Origin of the sequence: Streptomyces sp. NPDC001381 (assembly GCF_042895685.1) — a bacterium.
Classification (GTDB): Bacteria; Actinomycetota; Actinomycetes; order Streptomycetales; family Streptomycetaceae; genus Streptomyces.
Genome location: NZ_JBIAWO010000009.1, coordinates 1 through 17,184, shown reverse-complemented (window position 1 = coordinate 17,184; position 17,184 = coordinate 1). Strand labels below are relative to the sequence as shown.

Below are 17,184 nucleotides of genomic sequence, written 5' to 3'. Positions count from 1 at the left end.
TCTAACGGCCCGCACAGCCGCCGCCACCACGATCACGGGCATGGAGTCTCGCAGAGCCCGCCGCAGCCGCCGCGCTCGCCCGTCCCGGCGCCGTCCGCTCCTCTACACCGCGCTCGCCGCCGTGGCCGTCCTCGGCGCCACCGCGGGCGGAACCGTCTATGTGAAGGCCCAGGCACACTCCGGTACGGGAGCCGTATCGTCGTCCTCCCCGGCGCCGTCCGCGTCGGAGTCGGCGGACGGAGGAGTGTCGGTGGAATCGGTCGCGGCACCGGAGGTGGACTACGACGCGCTGCTGGCCGAGGCGATGACGTCGGTGACCGTGCCGGACGACGCCTCCGTGTCGGTGGCCGTGCTCGACCTGGACTCCGGGGACGGTGCCACGTACGGCGACGCCGCGTTCGACACGGCGAGCATCGTGAAGGTGGACATCCTGGCGGCGCTGCTGCTCCAGGCGCAGGACGCGGACCGGCATCTCACCGCCGCCGAGAAGACGTACGCCACCGCGATGATCGAGAACAGCGACAACGCCTCGGCGTCGGCGCTGTGGCGGTCCATCGGGAAGGCGCAGGGGCTGGACGCGGCGAACGAGCGGTTCGGGCTCACCGGCACCGAGGGCGGCGACGACATGCTGTGGGGACTGACCCAGACCACGGCCGCCGACCAGCTCACGCTGCTGCGGCAGGTCTTCGGGGACGACTCCGAGCTGAGCGAGGCCTCCCGGTCCTACATCCAGGGGCTGATGGGGCAGATCGCCGCCGGCCAGCACTGGGGTGTCTCGGCGGCTGCCGACGGCTCGTCGTGGGCCCTGAAGAACGGCTGGCTGGCGCGGAGCACCACCGGTCTGTGGGACATCAACAGCATCGGGCGGGTGACCGCCGGCGGGCGCGCGTACCTGGTGGCGGTGCTGTCGAACGGCAACGCGACCCAGGCGAAGGGCATTTCACTGGTGGAGGCGGCGGCGCGAGCGGCGGTGGCGGCGTTCGCGGACGACGGCACGTCGGCTTCGGCTTCGGCTTCGGCTTCGGCTTCGGCTTCGGCTTCGGCTTCGGCTTCGGCTTCGGCTTCGGCTTCGGCTTCGAACACCGAATAGCCGGGCGTCAGTAGGTCTCGAACTCGTCCGGCTCGCGGCGGCCGCGCCACAGGACGACGGCGCCGATCAGGAGCACCACTCCGGCGCCGCCCGCGACCGGGGCGGCCCAGCTGGAGGTGTCGTCGTCGGAGCGGGCGGCGTCGGGGCCCGAGCCGAAGTACTGCTCGCCGTAGGAGGCGGACTTCAGTCCCTCCGGCTTGAGACCGGCGGCGGCCTTGATCGCGGCGGCGGGGTCGATGAAGCCGAAGCCCCGGGAGTCGTCGCGGCCGCCGGAGGGGGCGTTGCGGGCGGTGTCCTCCAGGAGCTTCTTGATCTGCGCCGGGGTGAGTCCGGGGTGGGCGGCCTTGACGAGCGCCACCGCTCCCGAGACGAACGCCGACGCCGCGCTGGTCCCCCACCCCTGGTAGTACTTGTGGTCGGGGTCGGCGATGACGACGTCGACGCCGGGCGCGCTGACCGTGGCGTACCAGCGGCGGGTGGAGAACGACGCCCGGGTGCCGTAGCGGTCGACGGCGGTGGCGGCGATGACGCCCGGGTAGGCGGCCGGGTAGGAGATGTGGTCGCCCTTGTCGCCGCCGTTGCCGGCCGAGGCGACGACGACGGCGCCCTTCTTCAGCGCGTACTGGACGGCCTCGTCCTCGGCGGGCTCGGGGTGGGCGGAGGCGGAGTCGTCGCCCAGGGAGAGGTTGATGACGTCGGCGCCCTGGTCGGCGGCCCAGCGGATGCCCTCGGCGAGGGCGTTGCCGCGGGTGTTGCGGGCCTTGGTGCGCTGCGGGTCGCCGTCCTCCAGGATCACCCGGACGGGGAGGATCCTGGCTTCCGGTGCGATGCCCATGACGCCGTCGCCGTCGTCGTAGCCGTGCCCGTGGCCCGCGATGATGCCGGCCATGGCGGTGCCGTGCCGGGCCCAGGCCCGGTCGCCCTCCTTCGCCCCGAAGCCGACCATGTCCTTGCCTTCGAGCACGTTCCCGTCGAGGTCCGGGTGGTCGGCCTCGACCCCGGTGTCCAGCACGGCGACGGTGACGCCCTTGCCCTTGGTGGTCTGCCAGACCTCCTGGGTGTGCAGGGCGTCCAGGGCCCACTGCTGGGCGCGGATGCTGTCGGCGTACGCGGGGGCGGCGGGCAGCAGGGCGACGGAACCGGCGAGGAGGCAGCACAGGAGCCCGGCCCCGCGGGTGGTCCTACGACGGCTACGACGGCTCATGAGGGCTGCTCCGAGGGCGGCGTGACGGCGGTCTTGCGCAGGCTTCGCTCGATGCGGTCGGCGAGGCCCTGGGCCTCGTTGCCGAGGCCGGCCTGGGCGGGGGCCGTGGTGGCGCCGGAGGCCGTTGCCTGCCGGGCGGGCTGCGGGCTGTCGACGGTACGGCCGTCGGCCCAGCCGGAGACGGCGTACACGACGACGGGCGCGTCGGTGAGGACGGAGATCGTCCACGAGGCACGCTGCCGGTCGCCGAAGCCGGCGGCGACGGTGCCCTTGGCGGCGTACGCCCGGGGCATCAGGTCGGTCCGCCTGGTCAGCCCCTCCCTCTCGAACCGGGTGCCGAGGGAACGCATCGCGGTCGCGTCGGCGGTGGTGAACAGCAGGCCGACGGTGGTGACGTAGCTCTGGGTGGCGTCGGTGTACGTGGCGCGCAGGAGCCGCCGGCAGCCGACGGGGGTGAGGGCCTGGCGCAGCAGCGGGTCGAAGGCGTCGGCGCAGCCGCTGTCCGGGGCGACGGCGATCCGCGTCCAGGTCCGGTCGGCGCCGCCCGGGCCCGCGCCCTGTCCCTCGACGGTCGGCGGGAACAGCTCGTCGACGGGAACGTTGTGCCAGAGGCCGCCCGCGACGGCGTACCTGTCCCGCCCGACGCCGCCCTCCGCGTCCCCGATGAGCCAACTCCCGGTGACGGCACCGCCGATGAGCCCGAGTCCGAGCACCACACAGGCGGCGGCCATGACGGTACGAGTCCGCCGGCCGACCCCTCGGGGCGCGCCCCCGAACCCTTCCGGCTGCGCGAACGTGACGACCGGGCGGGTGGCACCGGGCGCCCCGCCCGGGACCATCGGAGCGCTCCAGGACAGAGCGGGGTCGGGCGAGACCCCGCCGGCACCGCCCTCGGGCGCCCCGACAGGACGCGGCGGAATCGCCCCGGAGGCGAATCCGGAACGGTGCGGGCCGGTACGGGGCACGGCGCCCGGCCGGGAAGGGCGCACGCCGGGGGCGGTTGCGGGGCGCGGGGGGTGGTCGCCGGGAGCGTCCGCGGGGCGCGAGGTGTGGTCGCCGGGGGCGGCTCCAGGGCGGGAAGGGTGGGTGCCGGGGGCCGTCTCAGGGCGCGGAGGGCGGGCGCCGGAGGGGGCTCCGGGACGTCCGGGACGGGTCGGGGGCATGGGGGGAGCGGGCCGGGCGGATGTGTCCTGGCTCGCCGACGGCACGTCGAAGTCGGGATGCCGGACCGGCGAGGCCGGAGTCCAGGCCGGCTCCGCGTCCGCGGCGGGCGGCGGGGTGCCGGGACGAGATACGGAGGCGGCGCCCTGACCCGCATCCGCCTGGACGGCCCGGCTCGGGGCAGGCACCCAGCTGCGGGGCAACGGGCTCCAGGCACTGTCGTGAGCACTCTCGGCAGCGGAACGCGTACTGCCGCCGGAGTCCCCGGCCTGTGCAGCCGCCGCCCCTCCGGGACGCGACGCCCCCGGCGCACCGGGGCGCGAGCCGCCGGAACCGTCCCGACGCGCGCCACGGGGACCCGAGTCCGGCTCTGCGGCCGGACCTGCCGCGAAATCCGAGGAACGCGGCGCCGCCGGACCGGACGAACGAGGCGCTGCCGCACCGAACGGCCGATCCGCCCCAGGCCCCGGGGAAGGAGACGCCCCCGGACCGGAAGGAGCACGTGTACCCGAGCCGGAGGACCGAGGCGCCGCCGGACCGGAGGGAGAGGAAGGGGGCGCCGCCGGGCCGGCAAGCCGAGACGCCCCTGCCTCGGACGAACGAGGTGCCACGGGCCCGGAGGGCCGAGCCGCATCCGGCTCCGCGGAAGGAGACGCCGCCGGACCGGAAGGACCGGCCGTGGTCGGGCCGGACGGCCGAGGCGCCGCCGGGCCTGCCGCACGAGACGCTTCCGGGCCGGAGGGCCGGGACTGCGCCTGCCTCGAGGAGGCGGGCGGCGGGTCTGAGGGTCGAGGCGCCGCGGGGGGCGCGGAAGCAGGTGCCGGCGGACCGGAAGGACGGGACACCGCCGGGCCGGTGGAACCGGAGGGAGCCGGGGCGAAGGGGCGGAACACCGCCTGGTTCGCGGAGCCGGTGGAGCCGGTGGAGGGGGCCGGGACCGAGGGGCGCCGGGTGGTCGGGGTTCCGTCGCCGGGGTGGTCCGGGCGGGCGGGACGGTAGCCGGGCGGGTGCGGCGGGGTCGAGCCGGTCGGGCCCGCGGCGCGGGGCGCGACCGATCCGTCGGTGCGAGACGGGTGCACGTCGTCAGGACGGGACCCACCCGGGCCGTTGGTGCGAGACGCAGCAACGTCGTCCGTACGGGACGCCGGCACGTCGTCCGTACGGGACACCACCGGGCCATTACCCCGGGGGGCGGGCACCTCGCCCGAACGGGGCGTGGTCGGGGCGTTGCCGTGGGGGCCTGCCGGTCGGGGGGCGCCGGGGGCCGGGGGGCGGGTGGCTTCCCGCGAGGGCGCCTCGTCGCGTCGTGCGGTCGGGCGGCCCGCCTGGGGCGGGGTGTCCGGGAAGCGCGCCGACGCGGGCGGCGGGGGCGGGTTCATGGGGTCCGTGGGGTGGGGGGAGGACGAGGTCCGCCGGGGCGGAGCGGTGTCGGGGGCCCGCGTCCCGGGCACCGGTGCGTAGGGCCGGACCCAGGGCGAGGCGTCGCTGCCCGCCGGGGTGGAGGCGCCGTCCGTGACGGCCCTGTCGGTGTGCGCCCCGGAAGAGCTCGGTATGCCCGGCTCGGAGGACTCGGACGTACCCCGTCCGAAAGAGCCCGGCGTACCGGGCTCCGAGGAGGCCTGCGTGCCCGGCTCCGCGGGGGCGGACGGGGGCTGGGGCGGAGGTGGGGGGGTGGTGGGCTGGGGCGGGACGTTCGGGCGTGGGGGAATCTGGGCGCGGCGTGCTTCCGTGCTCATGCACCCCCCGTTTCCTCGTGCCCGGGCCGTCGTTCTCGTACTCGGGCCGTCGTGCGTGTGCCCGGGCGGCCCGGTGCGGACGCGGTGATCCGTCCAGGCACGCATACCCGCGCGGACGGGCCGGCATCCCGGCGCGGATCTCCGGCCGGAGCCGTCCTCCGTGCGTGCGCGTCACTCTACGGCTTGTTGCCGGGCGAGCGGGAACCAGTCCGCGACCTGCGGGGCATCTGCCCGGAACGTCCCCCTACCCTGCGGTAATCCAGTCTGGCAGGCTTCGTTCATGACTGCGCGCGCCGCCGACCGGGCCCGGTACGACCGGGCCACCGAGCATCTCGACGCCCCTCTCGCGATCGTCGACCTGGAAGCGTTCGACGCCAACGCCGAGGACCTCGTCCGGCGGGCCGGCGGCAAGCCGATCCGCGTGGCGAGCAAGTCCGTGCGCTGCCGGACCCTGCTGGAACGCGTCCTCGCGAAGGACGGCTTCGCGGGCATCATGTCCTTCACCCTCGCCGAGTCCCTCTGGCTCGCCCGCTCCGGCTTCGACGACATCCTGCTCGCCTACCCCTCCGCGGACCGCGCCGCCTTCGCCGAGCTCGCCTCCGACCCCAAGCTCGCCGCCGCCGTCACCGTGATGATCGACGACGTCGCCCAGCTCGACGTGATCGACGCCGCACGCGGCGGCGGCACCGAAGTCGTCCGTGTCTGCCTGGAGTTGGACACCGCGCTGAAGCTTCTCGGCGGCCGGGTGCGGGTCGGCGCGCTGCGTTCCCCCCTGCACTCCCCCGCCCAGGTCGCCGAGGTGGCACGCGCGGTGGTCCGCCGGCCGGGGTTCAGGCTCGTGGGGATCATGGCGTACGAGGGACACATCGCCGGGGTGGGCGACGCGGTCGCCGGCCGGCCCTTCAGGTCCCGGGCGATCCGGCTGATGCAGGCCGCGGCCCGCCGGGAACTCGCCGAGCGGCGCGCCGCCGTGGTCCGCGCGGTGCGGGCCGTCGCACCGGATCTGGAGTACGTCAACGGCGGCGGCACGGGCAGTGTGCAGCACACCGCCGCCGAGGACGCCGTGACGGAGATCGCCGCCGGGTCGGGGCTCTACGTGCCGCGTCTCTTCGACAACTACACGTCGTTCAGCGGGCGTCCGGCCGCCCTGTTCGCCCAGCCCGTGGTGCGCAGGCCCGGTGTCGGGGTCGTCACGGTGCTCGGCGGCGGCTACCCGGCCTCCGGTGCGGCCGGGCCCGACCGGCTGCCGGTGCCGTACCTCCCGGAGGGCCTGCGCTACGACCCGCAGGAGGGCCCCGGCGAGGTGCAGACCCCGCTCCTCGGCTCCCCCGCCGACGACCTGCTGATCGGGGACAAGGTGTGGTTCCGGCACGCGAAGGCCGGTGAGCTGTGCGAGCGGTTCGACGTGCTGCACCTCGTCGAGGGGGACACGGTCACGGCGACCGTGCCCACCTATCGCGGCGAGGGCCACACGTTCCTCTAGGCGGAGGAAGGCGGAGTCCTACAACGGAGTGACGTACGCCCCGGCGATCCCGCCGTCGACCAGGAAGTCGGTGGCGTTGACGAACGAGGAGTCGTCGCTGGCCAGGAAGGCGACGGCGGCGGCGATCTCCTCGGCCTCGGCGAACCGGCCGACCGGGATGTGCACCAGACGGCGGGCCGCCCGCTCCGGGTCCTTCGCGAACAGCTCCTGCAGCAGCGGGGTGTTGACCGGCCCCGGGCACAGGGCGTTCACACGGATGCCCTCCCGCGCGAACTGCACGCCCAGTTCACGGGACATGGCCAGCACACCGCCCTTGGAGGCCGTGTACGAGATCTGGGACGTGGCCGCGCCCATCCTCGCCACGAACGACGCCGTGTTGATGATGGAGCCCCTGCCCTGCCGCCGCATGTACGGGATGGCGGCCTTGCAGCACAGGTAGACGGAGGTCAGGTTGACCTCCTGGACGCGCTTCCAGGCCTCCAGGCCGGTCTCCAGGATTGAGTCGTCGTCGGGCGGGGAGATGCCCGCGTTGTTGAAGGCGACGTCGACGCTTCCGTAGGTGTCGTAGGCCGTCCTGAACAGCGCCTCGACCTGCTCGGGGTCGGTGACGTCGACCTTCACGAAGATGCCGCCGATCTCCTCGGCGACCGCCTTGCCGCGGGCCTCGTCGACGTCGCCGCAGACGACGTGCGCGCCCTCGGAGGCGAGCCGGCGCGCGGTGGCGAGGCCGATGCCGCTGCCGGCTCCGGTGATGACGGCCGTACGGCCGACGAGACGGCGGCAAACGATGTCTTCGGTCACTGTGCGGAGCCCTCCGTGCTGATGAAGACGTTCTTGGTTTCGGTGAAGGCGGTCAGGGCGTCCGGGCCCAGTTCACGGCCGACGCCGGACTGCTTGAAGCCGCCGAACGGGGTCCAGTAGCGGACGCTGGAGTGGGAGTTCACGGACAGGTTGCCCGCGCGCACGGCCTGCGAGACGCGCAGGGCGCGGCCGAGGTCCCGGGTCCAGACGGAGCCGGAGAGGCCGTAGGGGGTGTCGTTGGCGAGCCGGACGGCGTCCGCCTCGTCGGTGAAGGGCAGCAGGACGGCGACGGGGCCGAAGATCTCCTCGCGGGCCGCGTCGGAGTCGGGCGCGGCACCGGTGAGGACGGTCGGCGGGAACCAGAAGCCGGGCCCTCGGGGAGCGGTCCCGCGCAGTGCCCGGGCGTCGTCCGGCACGAACGAGCGCACCCGGTCCACCTGCTGACGGGAGATCAGCGGGCCCATCTGCGTCGCCTCGTCGGCCGGATCGCCGACCACGACGGCGGACAGGGCGGCCGCGAGCAGGTCGGCGACCTCGTCGTACACGGACTCCTGGACGAGGATCCGGGTGCGGGCGCAGCAGTCCTGGCCGGAGTTGTCGAGGAAGGAGAAGGGATCGACGGCGGCCTTGAGGTCGGCGTCGGCGAAGACGAGGTTCGGGCTCTTGCCGCCGAGTTCCAGGGTGACGGGCTTGACCTGCCGGGCGCAGCGCTCCATGACCTCGCGGCCGGTGCGGGTGGAGCCGGTGAACACGATCTTCGCCACGCCGGGGTGGTCGACCAGGGCGCGTCCGGTGACGGCGCCGTGGCCGGGGAGGACCTGGAACAGCCCTTCGGGAAGGCCGGCCTCCAGCGCGAGCCGGGCCAGTTCGAGGGCGGTGAGCGGGGTGGTCTCGGCGGGCTTGAGGACGACCGCGTTGCCCGCCGCGAGGGCCGGGAAGGAGCCCCAGGCGGCGATCGGCATGGGGAAGTTCCAGGGGGCGATCACGCCGACCACGCCGAGCGGCTCGTGGAAGGTGACGTCCCAGCCGCCGGGGACGGGGATCTGCCTGCCGAGGAGCCTTTCGACGCCACCGGCCGCGTAGAGCAGCAGGTCACGGGCGTTGCCGGCTTCCCAGCGGGCGTTGCCGAGGAGGTGGCCGGCCTCGCGGACCTCCAGCTGCGCGAGCTCTTCGAGGTGGGCGTCGACGACGTCGGCGAAGCGGCGCAGCAGCCGGGCCCGGTCGGCGGGGGCGGCGGCCGCCCAGGCGGTATGGGCGGCGCTCGCGCGGGCGACCGCGCGGTCCACGTCGGCCGCGTCGGCGGCGGGGACGGTGGCGACGACCTCCTCGGTGGCGGGGTTGAGGACCGTCAGCTCGTGCGGGTACGGGTCGGACACGGAAGGGCCTTTCACGGGCGGGTGCGGCACGGGCGGACGGGTCACAGACGTTCGAAGGAGCGGCGCAGCTCCCAGTCGGTCACCGCGGCGTCGAAGGCCGCCAGCTCGACGCGTGCCATGTTGCGGTAGTGCGCGACGACCTCCTCGCCGAAGGCGGCCAGGGCGATCGGGCTGTTCTCCCAGAGTTCGGCGGCCTCGCGGAGGGTGGTGGGGACGTGCGCGTACTCGGCGGTGTAGGCGTTGCCGGGGCAGGCCTCGGGCAGCTCCAGCTTCTGTTCGATGCCGTACAGCCCGGCCGCGACGAGGCCGGCGACGGCGAGGTGGGGGTTGACGTCGCCGCCGGGCAGCCGGTTCTCGAAGCGGGTCGAGCGGCCGTGTCCGACGACCCGCAGCGCGCAGGTGCGGTTGTCGTGGCCCCAGGCGACGGCGGTCGGGGCGAAGGAGCCCGGCTGGAACCGCTTGTAGGAGTTGATGTTGGGGGCGTAGAGCAGGGAGAAGTCGCGCAGGGCGGCGAGCTGTCCGGCGAGGAAGTGCCGCATGACGTCGGAGAGGCCACCGTCCCCGGCGGCGAACACGTTCCGGCCGTCCGGGTCCGTCAGCGAGAGGTGGATGTGGCAGGAGTTGCCCTCGCGCTCGTTGTACTTGGCCATGAAGGTGAGGGAGACGCCCTCCTGGGCGGCGATCTCCTTGGCGCCGGTCTTGTAGATCGCGTGCTGGTCGCAGGTGACCAGGGCCTCGTCGTAGCGGAAGGCGATCTCGTGCTGGCCGGGGTTGCACTCGCCCTTGGCGGACTCGACGGTGAGTCCGGCGCCGGCCATCTCGTTGCGGATGCGGCGCAGCAGGGGCTCGATACGGCCCGTGCCGAGGACCGAGTAGTCGATGTTGTACTGGTTGGCGGGCGTGAGTCCCCGGTAGCCCGCGTCCCAGGCCTGCTCGTAGCTGTCCTTGAAGACGATGAACTCCAGCTCGGTGCCGACCTGGGCGGTGAAGCCGTGCTCGGCGAGGCGCTCCAGCTGGCGGCGGAGGATCTGGCGGGGGGCGGCGACGACGGGCGACCCGTCGTTCCAGGCGAGGTCGGCGATCAGCATGGCCGTGCCGGCGTTCCAGGGCACGCGGCGCAGGGTGGACAGGTCGGGGTGCATGGCGAAGTCGCCGTAGCCCCGGTCCCAGGAGGACATGGCGTATCCGTCGACGGTGTTCATCTCGGTGTCGACGGCGAGGAGGTAGTTGCAGCCCTCGGTGCCGTGCCGGAGGACCTCGTCGAGGAAGAACCGGGCGGCGAAGCGTTTTCCCTGCAGACGCCCTTGCATGTCGGGGAAGGCCAGGACGACAGTGTCGATCTCACCGCCCGCGACGAGGGTGTGCAGCTCCTCGACGCCGAGCGGGGGTGTGCGGTCTGCCACGGGAGGGCCTCCTTCGGGCTTCCCCGGCTGATTCGGGCAGCCGGGAGCCATAAGGTATTGCCGAGAACCATTGCTTGGGAAGGGGGCACGGCCAGATGTCGGTGGACGCTGACGGCGGACTGGACGACCGGCTGACGCCGGTGCTGCGGCCGGTGCGGGCGGGGAACGGCTTCGAGGAGGCGCTGGAGCAGATCCTGCAGGTCGTGCGGCTGGGTCTGGTGCCGGGGGGCGAGCGGCTGCCGGCCGAGCGGGACCTTGCGGAGCGGCTCGGGATCAGCCGCGTGACCCTGCGCGAGGTGCTGAAGGTGCTCCAGGACCAGGGTCTGGTGGAGTCCCGCCGGGGCCGGTACGGCGGAACGTTTGTCCTGCCGCGCGCGGACGCCGGCGGCGAGGACGAGCTGCGGCGCCGGATCGCCGAGGTCGACATCGAGGACGTCCTGCGGTTCCGGGAGGTGCTCGAGGTCGGCGCGGCGGGGCTGTGCGCGGCGCACGGGCTGACCGGCGAGCAGGCGGAGCGGCTGCGCGACGCGCTCGCCCGGACCGCGGACGCCCCGCTGGCCGACTACCGCCGCCGGGACACGCTGCTCCACCTCACCCTGGCCGAGCTGTGCGGCTCGCCCTCGCTGACGGCGCAGTACGCCGCCGTACGGGCGAAGGTGAACGACCTGCTCGACTGCATCCCGCTGCTGGTGCGCAACCTGGAGCACTCGCAGCGCCAGCACACCGCGCTGGTCGAGGCGGTGCTGGACGGTGACGCGGACGGGGCGCGGGAGATGATGCGCGAGCACTGTGCGGGCACGGCGGCCCTGCTCAGAGGCTTCCTCGCATGACATGCTATTGGTCTGGAGACGGTCCATTGCGGGGGCGGGAGGCCATATGACGGACGGCGGGCGGCCGCTGATCGGCGTCAGTACGTATCTGGAGGCCGGGGCGCGCTGGGGCGTGTGGGAGCTGGAGGCGGCGCTGCTGCCGGCCGGCTATCCGCGGCTGGTGCAGCGGGCGGGCGGCCTGGCCGCGATGCTCCCGCCGGACGCGCCGGAACACGCGGCGGCCACGGTCGCCCGTCTCGACGGGCTGGTCGTCGCCGGCGGCCCGGACGTCGAGCCGGTCCGCTACGGCGCCGAGCCCGACCCCCGCACCGGCCCGCCGGCGCGGGAGCGGGACGCGTGGGAACTGGCGCTCATCGACGCCGCGTTGGCGGCGGGCGTCCCGCTGCTGGGCATCTGCCGGGGCATGCAGCTGCTGAACGTGGCCCTCGGCGGGACGCTGGTCCAGCACCTCGACGGGCACGCGGAGGTGGCGGGTGTCTTCGGCCGCCATCCGGTCAAGCCGGTCCCGGGCACGCGGTACGCCGCCGCCGTCCCGGAGGAGAGTTCCGTCCCCACCTACCACCACCAGGCCGTCGACCGCCTCGGCAGGGGCCTGGTCCCGAGCGCGTACGCGGCGGACGGGACGGTGGAGGCCGTGGAGCTGCCCTCCGCCCGTGGCTGGGTGCTGGGCGTGCAGTGGCATCCGGAGATGGGCGAGGACGTACGGGTGATGCGGGCCCTGGTCGAGGCCGCCCTGGCCGCTACGGCCACTCCCACCGCTTCCTGAGCCAGGCGAGCGCCGCCTCCCCCTGGGCGCGCTGGAAGGCGCGCAGGGTGGGCAGACCGGGCGGCGACGGGCGCAGGGAGCTCTCGGCGAAGTAGCCCGCCAGCGCGGCCAGGGCGACGGTCACGCGGTGCGGGTCCGCGTCGCGGCCGCAGGGATGCGCGGTGAACAGCTCCTCCGGGTCCGGTCCGCCCTGGGCCCGCACACAGGGCAGCATGACCAGCAGGTCGAACCAGGGGGCGGCGCGCACGGCGTGCGGCCAGTCGACGAAGACGACCCGGTCGTCGGCGGTGAGCAGCATGTTGTCGGCGCGCAGATCGCCGTGGGCGAGGGTGTCGCCTGCGGTGGCGTCCGCCCAGCCCGCGGCGAGGTCGGCGAGGGCCGGCAGCCGGGCGAGGGCCCAGGGGTCGAGGCGGGAGCGGAGGGGCAGCGCGTCCGGTGCCGGCAGGCGCTCCCAGCCGGCGAAGGACTCCCCGAGCGACTCGGCCGCGGGCGGGGCCGGGACGGGCGCCGGGGTGAGGGCGCGGCTCAGTTCGGCGACCGCGTCGAGGACCCGCCGCAGCTCCTGTGGGCGCCAGGGGACGTGGGGCTGGCGGCCGGGGACCTCCTCGAAGAGGAGGGCGACCCAGGTGCCGTCGTCGTAGGTGCCGAGGAGGCGGGGCGCGGGCACGCCGGTTGGGAGGGCGGCGGCGTTGCGGGCCTCCGCACGGTGCAGGTCGGGGCTGTGCGGGTTGGTGTCCGCGCTGACCGCCTTGACGAAGGCACGGTGGCCCGCGGCGGTGCGGAGCCTTGCGGCGACGCCCGGGGAGAAGCCGCCGGGCTGGGTGGCGGCGTGGGTGACCGGCGCGCCCAGAAGGTCGGCGACGGCGGTGCGGACGGGGGCGGGCAGGGCTTCCCAGGGAGTACGGGTGCCTTCGGCGGGCGGGGCGGGGGTGCTCATGCAGCATCGTGGCCGCCGCACCCACCCTCCGGCCAACGATTTTCGCCCCCACCCCCTTGCACCTCCCGCCCCGCGCAGCGCGCCCCTGCGGCCCCGCACCCGAGAGCGGCACACCCCGCCACCCTTGCGCGTCCCGTCCCCAGGGGCACGCCCCTGTCACCCCCTGCCGCGCCGGCGCCAGAGGGCGGTGCGCCCCGCCGCCCCTGCCGTCCCGCACCCAGGAATGCGCCGCACCCCCCTTGCACCTCCCGTCCCTGCGCCGCACCCCTCGTGCACCTCCCGTCCCTGGCGGCACACGCCCGCGCCGACGCTGCCGTCCCGCACCCGAGGGCTGTACGCCGCCACCCCTGCCCGTCCCGCCCCCTGGGCGGCGCGCCCCCGGATCCCCTCCGTCAGCCGGCCGCGGCGTTCATCCTCTGGTGAGGGAGAGCAGTTCTCTTGCCGGGCCGGTCGGTCGGTGTCCCGTCGGCCAGACCGCTCGGAGGTCGCGTGCGAGGGACACGCCCTCCACCGGTATGCCGACCAGCCGGCGCAGTGCCAGCTCCTCCCCCACCGCCAGTTCGCTCAGCACCGCCGGCCCGGCTCCGCCGACCGCCGCCGCCTTCACGGCCGTCGTGGAGGACAGTTCGATCAGGGGCCTGGCCAGGCCGCCCAGGGCCGTGTCCAGGACCTGCCGGGTGCCGGAGCCCTTCTCCCGGAGGATCAGCGGCGTCGACGCCAGCTCGGCCGCGGCCAGCGCGCGCCGCCGCCGGGCCCACGCGTGCCCCGGCGCGACGACGACGATCAGCCGGTCGTGGGCGATGACCGCGGAGTCCAGCCCCGTGGGCACCGTCAGCCCCTCCACGAACCCCAGATCGGCCTCCCCGGACAGCAGCCGCTCCGCCACCGCCGCCGAGTTCCCGGCGTGCAGCGACACCGCCGTGTCGGGCCGGCCCGCGCGCAGCGCGACCAGCCACCCCGGCAGCAGGTACTCCGCGATCGTCATGCTCGCCGCCACCCGCAGCCGCGAGTCCCGCCGGTCCCGCAGCGCCTGCGCGCCGGCGTCGAAGGCCTGGGCCGCCTCCACGATCCGCCGCGCCCAGTCCGTCACCAGCGCCCCGGCGTCGGTGAGCCGGGATCCGCGCGGCGAACGGTCCACGAGCGCCACGCCGAGCTGCCGTTCCATGGACCGGATCCGGCTGCTCGCGGCGGGCTGGGTGATGCCCAGCTCGCGCGCGGCCGCGCCGAGACTCCCCAGCCGGGCCACGGCCAGCAGCAGCTCCAGCGCCCCGAGATCGGGGACGCGATGTGCCAGGGGCCCGCCGGTCCCGGGCTGTTCCTCGGTCCTGTCCGCCCTGTCCGCGTCACCCATAAGGCCAGTTTATGCCCTCATAGAGACATCGTCCCTGGTGGCGGACGTGCCGGTGGACGACGGTGGAGTCCATGGTCACCGCCGCCCCGCCGTCCCCGCCCCTGCCCCCGCCCCTGGCCCTGCCCCTGCGCACCGCCGTCCGGCACCTCGGACCGAACTGGTACGCCACCGTCATGGGCACGGCGATGGTGGGCACGGCGGGAGCCGCGCTCCCGGTGCGCCCGCCGGGCCTGCGCCCGGCCTGCGCCGCCTTGTGGGCGCTCTCCCTGGCCCTCCTGCTGGCCCTCATCGCCGCCCGCGCGCTGCACTGGCGCCACCACCCCGACCAGGCCCGCGCCCACCTCCGCGACCCGGCGACGGCACCCTTCTACGGCTGCCTCGCGATGGCGCTGCTCGCCGTCGGCGGCGGCGCCCTCACCGTCGGGCGGGACTGGATCGGCACGGACGCCGCGGTCGCCCTCGGCGCCGCATTGTTCGCCACCGGTACGGTCGTGGCGCTCGCGGCCGCCGTGGGAGTGCCGTACCTCATGGCCGTACGCCACGCGGTACGGCCGGGGCAGGCGTCGCCGGTGTGGCTGCTGCCGCTCGTCGCGCCCATGGTGTCGGCCGCGTCGGGCCCGCTGCTGGTGCCGCACCTGCCGCCCGGTCAGCCCCGGCAGACCCTGCTGTTCGCCTGTCTCGCGCTGTTCGGGCTGAGTCTGCTCGGCACGCTCCTGATGCTGCCGGTCGTGTTCGGCCGCCTGATGACCGGCGGTCCGCTGCCGCTCGCGCTCACCCCGGCGCTCTTCCTCGTCCTGGGCCCGCTCGGTCAGTCGACCACCGCCGTCGGGACGTTCGCGGACGTCGCACCGGGGGTGGTGCGGGGGCCGGACGGCCGGGGTCTCGCGGTGCTCGCCGTGCTGTACGGCGTGCCGGTCATGGGGTTCGCGCTGCTGTGGTTGTGCCTGGCCGCCGCCCATGTGGTGCGCGCCCGCCGGCAGGGGATGGGGTTCTCGATGACGTGGTGGGCGTTCACCTTCGTCAATGGTCGTTCGTACAGTCACCCCACGTCGCGCACCGCGAGTAGCTCGATCACTGCCCCGGACGAGGCCAGCAGTGGTGCAGCAGTGGAACGTCTGGGGTCCGCCCGGTAGGCAGCGAAGGCCTCACTGTCCGGAAAGGTCACAAGGTGGGCCTCGACACGATCGTCCGGCGTGCGCAGTCGGCGTTCAAGACACCCTCCATGCTCGGCAAGAAGGGGCAGGACGGCACTTTCATAAGCGTCGAAGGCGCCCAAGCCCCCTTCGGGCAGCCGCGCAAGCATCAAGTACGTGACAGCCATGGCCCCTCGTAGTGACCTCAATAACAGCGGTCTCCTGAGCCTAGCCGGAACGCACGCCTTCGCTGGTAGATCAGAAAGGCACACCGGCACGCTTCGCCAGCCGTGTCAGCCTCGGATTGCTACGGCGGTGCAGTGAGGTCAGCACGCGCATCAGCTCCTGGCTCGTCGGGTGGACCCTGGCCATCTCGGGTGCGACGTTCCAGGCTTCTTCGAGGGCTTCGACAGCGGAGTCACGGTCGCCCAGGGCCAGATGGGACCGTCCCAGGTTCATGTGCAGCGGGCCGATGCGGGTCGCGGGCAGCGAGGTGCCTTCCCGAATGAGGTCGTCCGCCGTGTCCAGCGCTCGGCGGTGCTGGTCCATATCGGAGTACGTCGAGATCACGTGAGTAGCGGTCTGGTCCGGCCCGAAGTGAATGCCGTGCTCGTCGGCGTCCCCGCCGTACTCCTCGGCCGTCCGCCATGCCGCCCGGATGTGCTCCCGGGCGGCGGCCTCGTCCTTGAGCCGACCGGCCAGGGTGAGTCCCCGCAGGTGCAGGATGCCCAGGCCGAACGCGCGGTCACGCCCCTCTAGCGTCGACTCGGCCTCGACGATCGCGCGGTCCACGATCGCCATCCCGCCCGCGAAGTCCCCCGAGTTGAGAAAGGTCCCGGCCTCGTCCCGGGCGGCCACCGTTGCGGCGATCGGATGAGCCCGCTCCGAAGCCAACCTCTGCTTCATGACGGCCAGTTCGGCCAGGTGCATCCAACGGAACCTGGCGGCCAGCCAGTACACCACCGAGTACGTGTCCGCGACACGCGTCCATGCGTCCGGCGACTGCGTGGCGTGCGCGTAGTTGGTCGACTTCGCCAGCACCGCGGGCAGCATCTGAAGGACCGCCCCCAACTCGGTGCGGTAGCGATGCCCGTTCAACGCCGCCAGTTCGCGTGGCAGGTCCTCGGGGTGCAGCGGCGGGGCGTCCGGGATGTCGAAGCGCCGGATGGCGTGGTTGAGCGCGGCTAGGCTCGCCTCGTCCGTCTTGGCTACAGGCTCCGTGCCCAGCAGCTCATCGAGCGTGAGCCCCATGGCCTGCGCGAGGGAGGCGGCGATGCCCTGCGTGAGGGCGCGGTCGCCGATCTCGATCTTGCTGAGCAGGGAAACCGACACACCCGCCCGCCGGGCAAGGGCGACCTGACTGAGGCCGCGTGCCTTGCGGCAGACGGCCACGTTCGTACCGGGTCCGGGAATCCTGATCGCGCTCATCCTGTACGTCTTCCCCGCTCGACGTCCGTTGCGTCCCATCGTCTCACTCCGTCCCTCCCGCACCCGGCCGTTGTGCAAGAGCTGTGCAAGTTGGCTTCGCGCAGCGGCAGTTCTCTTGGGTGACACACGTATGCCCAGGTGGGACGAGGACGCATGACACAGATTGAGAAGCCAGCGACGATGCTCGATCACGGCACCCTGCCGTACCCGCAGGGCACCCTCGTCGAGGACAGAGTCTCGGGACGCACGGGTGAACTCCAGGACGTGATCGAGGAACGTCTGAAGGACTCCGGCCGGGTCATCAGCCAGACCGCGTACATCCGCCCGCAAGGGGGTGGCATCGAGTGGGACACCCCTTTGGACCACGTCCGGCGCGTCGAGACCGATTAGTACTCCAGCAGCGGTTCGTGTCCTGAGCTGGTGGTTGTCGTTGTCCCGGTCATGGAGGGGATGACTGAAGTCGCTGACTGGGCGGGTGAGTTGGA

Annotated in this window: 14 protein-coding genes; 6 read left to right on the top strand and 8 right to left on the bottom strand. The window is 74.0% G+C overall.

The window, feature by feature from the left end; genetic code table 11:
- Positions 1 to 40 precede the first annotated feature (40 nt).
- A complete protein-coding gene (locus tag ACFY2L_RS30725) occupies positions 41 to 1,090 on the top strand; it encodes a serine hydrolase (protein WP_390824013.1) in 1,050 nt (349 codons plus the stop codon).
- 7 nt (positions 1,091 to 1,097) lie between these two features.
- On the opposite strand, the gene mycP is transcribed toward ACFY2L_RS30725, so the two are convergent.
- Together mycP and ACFY2L_RS30715 are read right to left on the bottom strand one after the other, a co-directional pair.
- Positions 1,098 to 2,294 carry a type VII secretion-associated serine protease mycosin gene (mycP, locus tag ACFY2L_RS30720; protein ID WP_390660817.1) on the bottom strand — a complete coding sequence of 399 codons (1,197 nt, stop codon included), beginning with the start codon at positions 2,292 to 2,294 and terminating at the stop codon, positions 1,098 to 1,100.
- A complete protein-coding gene (locus tag ACFY2L_RS30715; protein ID WP_390660816.1) occupies positions 2,291 to 3,025 on the bottom strand; it encodes a hypothetical protein in 735 nt (244 codons plus the stop codon). The genes mycP and ACFY2L_RS30715 overlap by 4 nt, the downstream gene beginning before the upstream one ends.
- Positions 3,026 to 5,471: 2,446 nt before the next feature.
- On the opposite strand from ACFY2L_RS30715, the gene ACFY2L_RS30710 reads away from it, so the two are divergent.
- The gene (locus tag ACFY2L_RS30710) at positions 5,472 to 6,674 is read left to right on the top strand and encodes an amino acid deaminase/aldolase (RefSeq protein WP_390660815.1); all 1,203 of its coding nucleotides are present in this window, start codon (positions 5,472 to 5,474) and stop codon (positions 6,672 to 6,674) included.
- A gap of 18 nt (positions 6,675 to 6,692) precedes the next feature.
- On the opposite strand, the gene ACFY2L_RS30705 is transcribed toward ACFY2L_RS30710, so the two are convergent.
- The 3 genes from ACFY2L_RS30705 to ACFY2L_RS30695 are packed head-to-tail and all read right to left on the bottom strand — an operon-like array spanning position 6,693 to position 10,254.
- On the bottom strand, positions 6,693 to 7,475 hold the full coding sequence (locus ACFY2L_RS30705) for a 3-oxoacyl-ACP reductase (protein WP_390660814.1): 783 nt from the start codon (positions 7,473 to 7,475) through the stop codon (positions 6,693 to 6,695).
- Positions 7,472 to 8,851, bottom strand: coding sequence for an aldehyde dehydrogenase family protein (locus ACFY2L_RS30700; protein WP_390824012.1), 1,380 nt, complete (start codon positions 8,849 to 8,851; stop codon positions 7,472 to 7,474). The genes ACFY2L_RS30705 and ACFY2L_RS30700 overlap by 4 nt, the downstream gene beginning before the upstream one ends.
- Before the next feature lie 41 nt (positions 8,852 to 8,892).
- A complete protein-coding gene (locus ACFY2L_RS30695) occupies positions 8,893 to 10,254 on the bottom strand; it encodes a glutamine synthetase family protein (RefSeq protein WP_390660812.1) in 1,362 nt (453 codons plus the stop codon).
- 95 nt (positions 10,255 to 10,349) lie between these two features.
- Here ACFY2L_RS30695 and ACFY2L_RS30690 point away from each other — a divergent pair, with 95 nt between their 5' ends.
- Together ACFY2L_RS30690 and ACFY2L_RS30685 are read left to right on the top strand one after the other, a co-directional pair.
- Positions 10,350 to 11,084, top strand: a complete 735-nt coding sequence (locus ACFY2L_RS30690) for a FadR/GntR family transcriptional regulator (protein ID WP_390660811.1) — start codon at positions 10,350 to 10,352, stop codon at positions 11,082 to 11,084.
- Positions 11,085 to 11,130: 46 nt separating this feature from the next.
- Positions 11,131 to 11,850: a gamma-glutamyl-gamma-aminobutyrate hydrolase family protein gene (locus ACFY2L_RS30685; protein WP_390660810.1), complete on the top strand. Its 720-nt coding sequence runs from the start codon at positions 11,131 to 11,133 to the stop codon at positions 11,848 to 11,850.
- Here the strand turns inward: ACFY2L_RS30685 and ACFY2L_RS30680 are convergent.
- The gene (locus tag ACFY2L_RS30680) at positions 11,825 to 12,787 is read right to left on the bottom strand and encodes an aminoglycoside phosphotransferase family protein (protein ID WP_390824011.1); all 963 of its coding nucleotides are present in this window, start codon (positions 12,785 to 12,787) and stop codon (positions 11,825 to 11,827) included. The two genes, ACFY2L_RS30685 and ACFY2L_RS30680, sit on opposite strands and share 26 nt — an antisense overlap.
- A gap of 409 nt (positions 12,788 to 13,196) precedes the next feature.
- Complete coding sequence (locus ACFY2L_RS30675) at positions 13,197 to 14,138, bottom strand: LysR substrate-binding domain-containing protein (RefSeq protein WP_390660808.1); 942 nt, start codon at positions 14,136 to 14,138, stop codon at positions 13,197 to 13,199.
- Between the two features lie 71 nt (positions 14,139 to 14,209).
- Between ACFY2L_RS30675 and ACFY2L_RS30670 the strand changes: the two genes are divergently transcribed.
- Entirely contained in the window at positions 14,210 to 15,271 is a 1,062-nt protein-coding gene (locus ACFY2L_RS30670; RefSeq protein WP_390824010.1) for a C4-dicarboxylate ABC transporter, read from the top strand.
- 258 nt (positions 15,272 to 15,529) lie between these two features.
- Here ACFY2L_RS30670 and ACFY2L_RS30665 read toward each other — a convergent pair whose 3' ends face one another.
- On the bottom strand, positions 15,530 to 16,699 hold the full coding sequence (locus ACFY2L_RS30665; protein ID WP_390824009.1) for a helix-turn-helix domain-containing protein: 1,170 nt from the start codon (positions 16,697 to 16,699) through the stop codon (positions 15,530 to 15,532).
- A gap of 153 nt (positions 16,700 to 16,852) precedes the next feature.
- Here ACFY2L_RS30665 and ACFY2L_RS30660 point away from each other — a divergent pair, with 153 nt between their 5' ends.
- On the top strand, positions 16,853 to 17,089 hold the full coding sequence (locus ACFY2L_RS30660) for a hypothetical protein (protein ID WP_390824008.1): 237 nt from the start codon (positions 16,853 to 16,855) through the stop codon (positions 17,087 to 17,089).
- Positions 17,090 to 17,184 lie beyond the last annotated feature (95 nt).

Coding starts and splice junctions, on each gene's coding strand:
- ACFY2L_RS30710 (WP_390660815.1), top strand. CDS start 5,472: ATGACTGCGCGCGCCGCCGACCGGGCCCGGTACGACCGGGCCACCGAG.
- ACFY2L_RS30670 (WP_390824010.1), top strand. CDS start 14,210: ATGGTCACCGCCGCCCCGCCGTCCCCGCCCCTGCCCCCGCCCCTGGCC.
- ACFY2L_RS30675 (WP_390660808.1), bottom strand. CDS start 14,138: ATGGGTGACGCGGACAGGGCGGACAGGACCGAGGAACAGCCCGGGACC.
- ACFY2L_RS30685 (WP_390660810.1), top strand. CDS start 11,131: ATGACGGACGGCGGGCGGCCGCTGATCGGCGTCAGTACGTATCTGGAG.
- ACFY2L_RS30680 (WP_390824011.1), bottom strand. CDS start 12,787: ATGAGCACCCCCGCCCCGCCCGCCGAAGGCACCCGTACTCCCTGGGAA.
- ACFY2L_RS30725 (WP_390824013.1), top strand. CDS start 41: ATGGAGTCTCGCAGAGCCCGCCGCAGCCGCCGCGCTCGCCCGTCCCGG.
- mycP (WP_390660817.1), bottom strand. CDS start 2,294: ATGAGCCGTCGTAGCCGTCGTAGGACCACCCGCGGGGCCGGGCTCCTG.
- ACFY2L_RS30690 (WP_390660811.1), top strand. CDS start 10,350: ATGTCGGTGGACGCTGACGGCGGACTGGACGACCGGCTGACGCCGGTG.
- ACFY2L_RS30715 (WP_390660816.1), bottom strand. CDS start 3,025: ATGGCCGCCGCCTGTGTGGTGCTCGGACTCGGGCTCATCGGCGGTGCC.
- ACFY2L_RS30660 (WP_390824008.1), top strand. CDS start 16,853: ATGACACAGATTGAGAAGCCAGCGACGATGCTCGATCACGGCACCCTG.
- ACFY2L_RS30665 (WP_390824009.1), bottom strand. CDS start 16,699: ATGAGCGCGATCAGGATTCCCGGACCCGGTACGAACGTGGCCGTCTGC.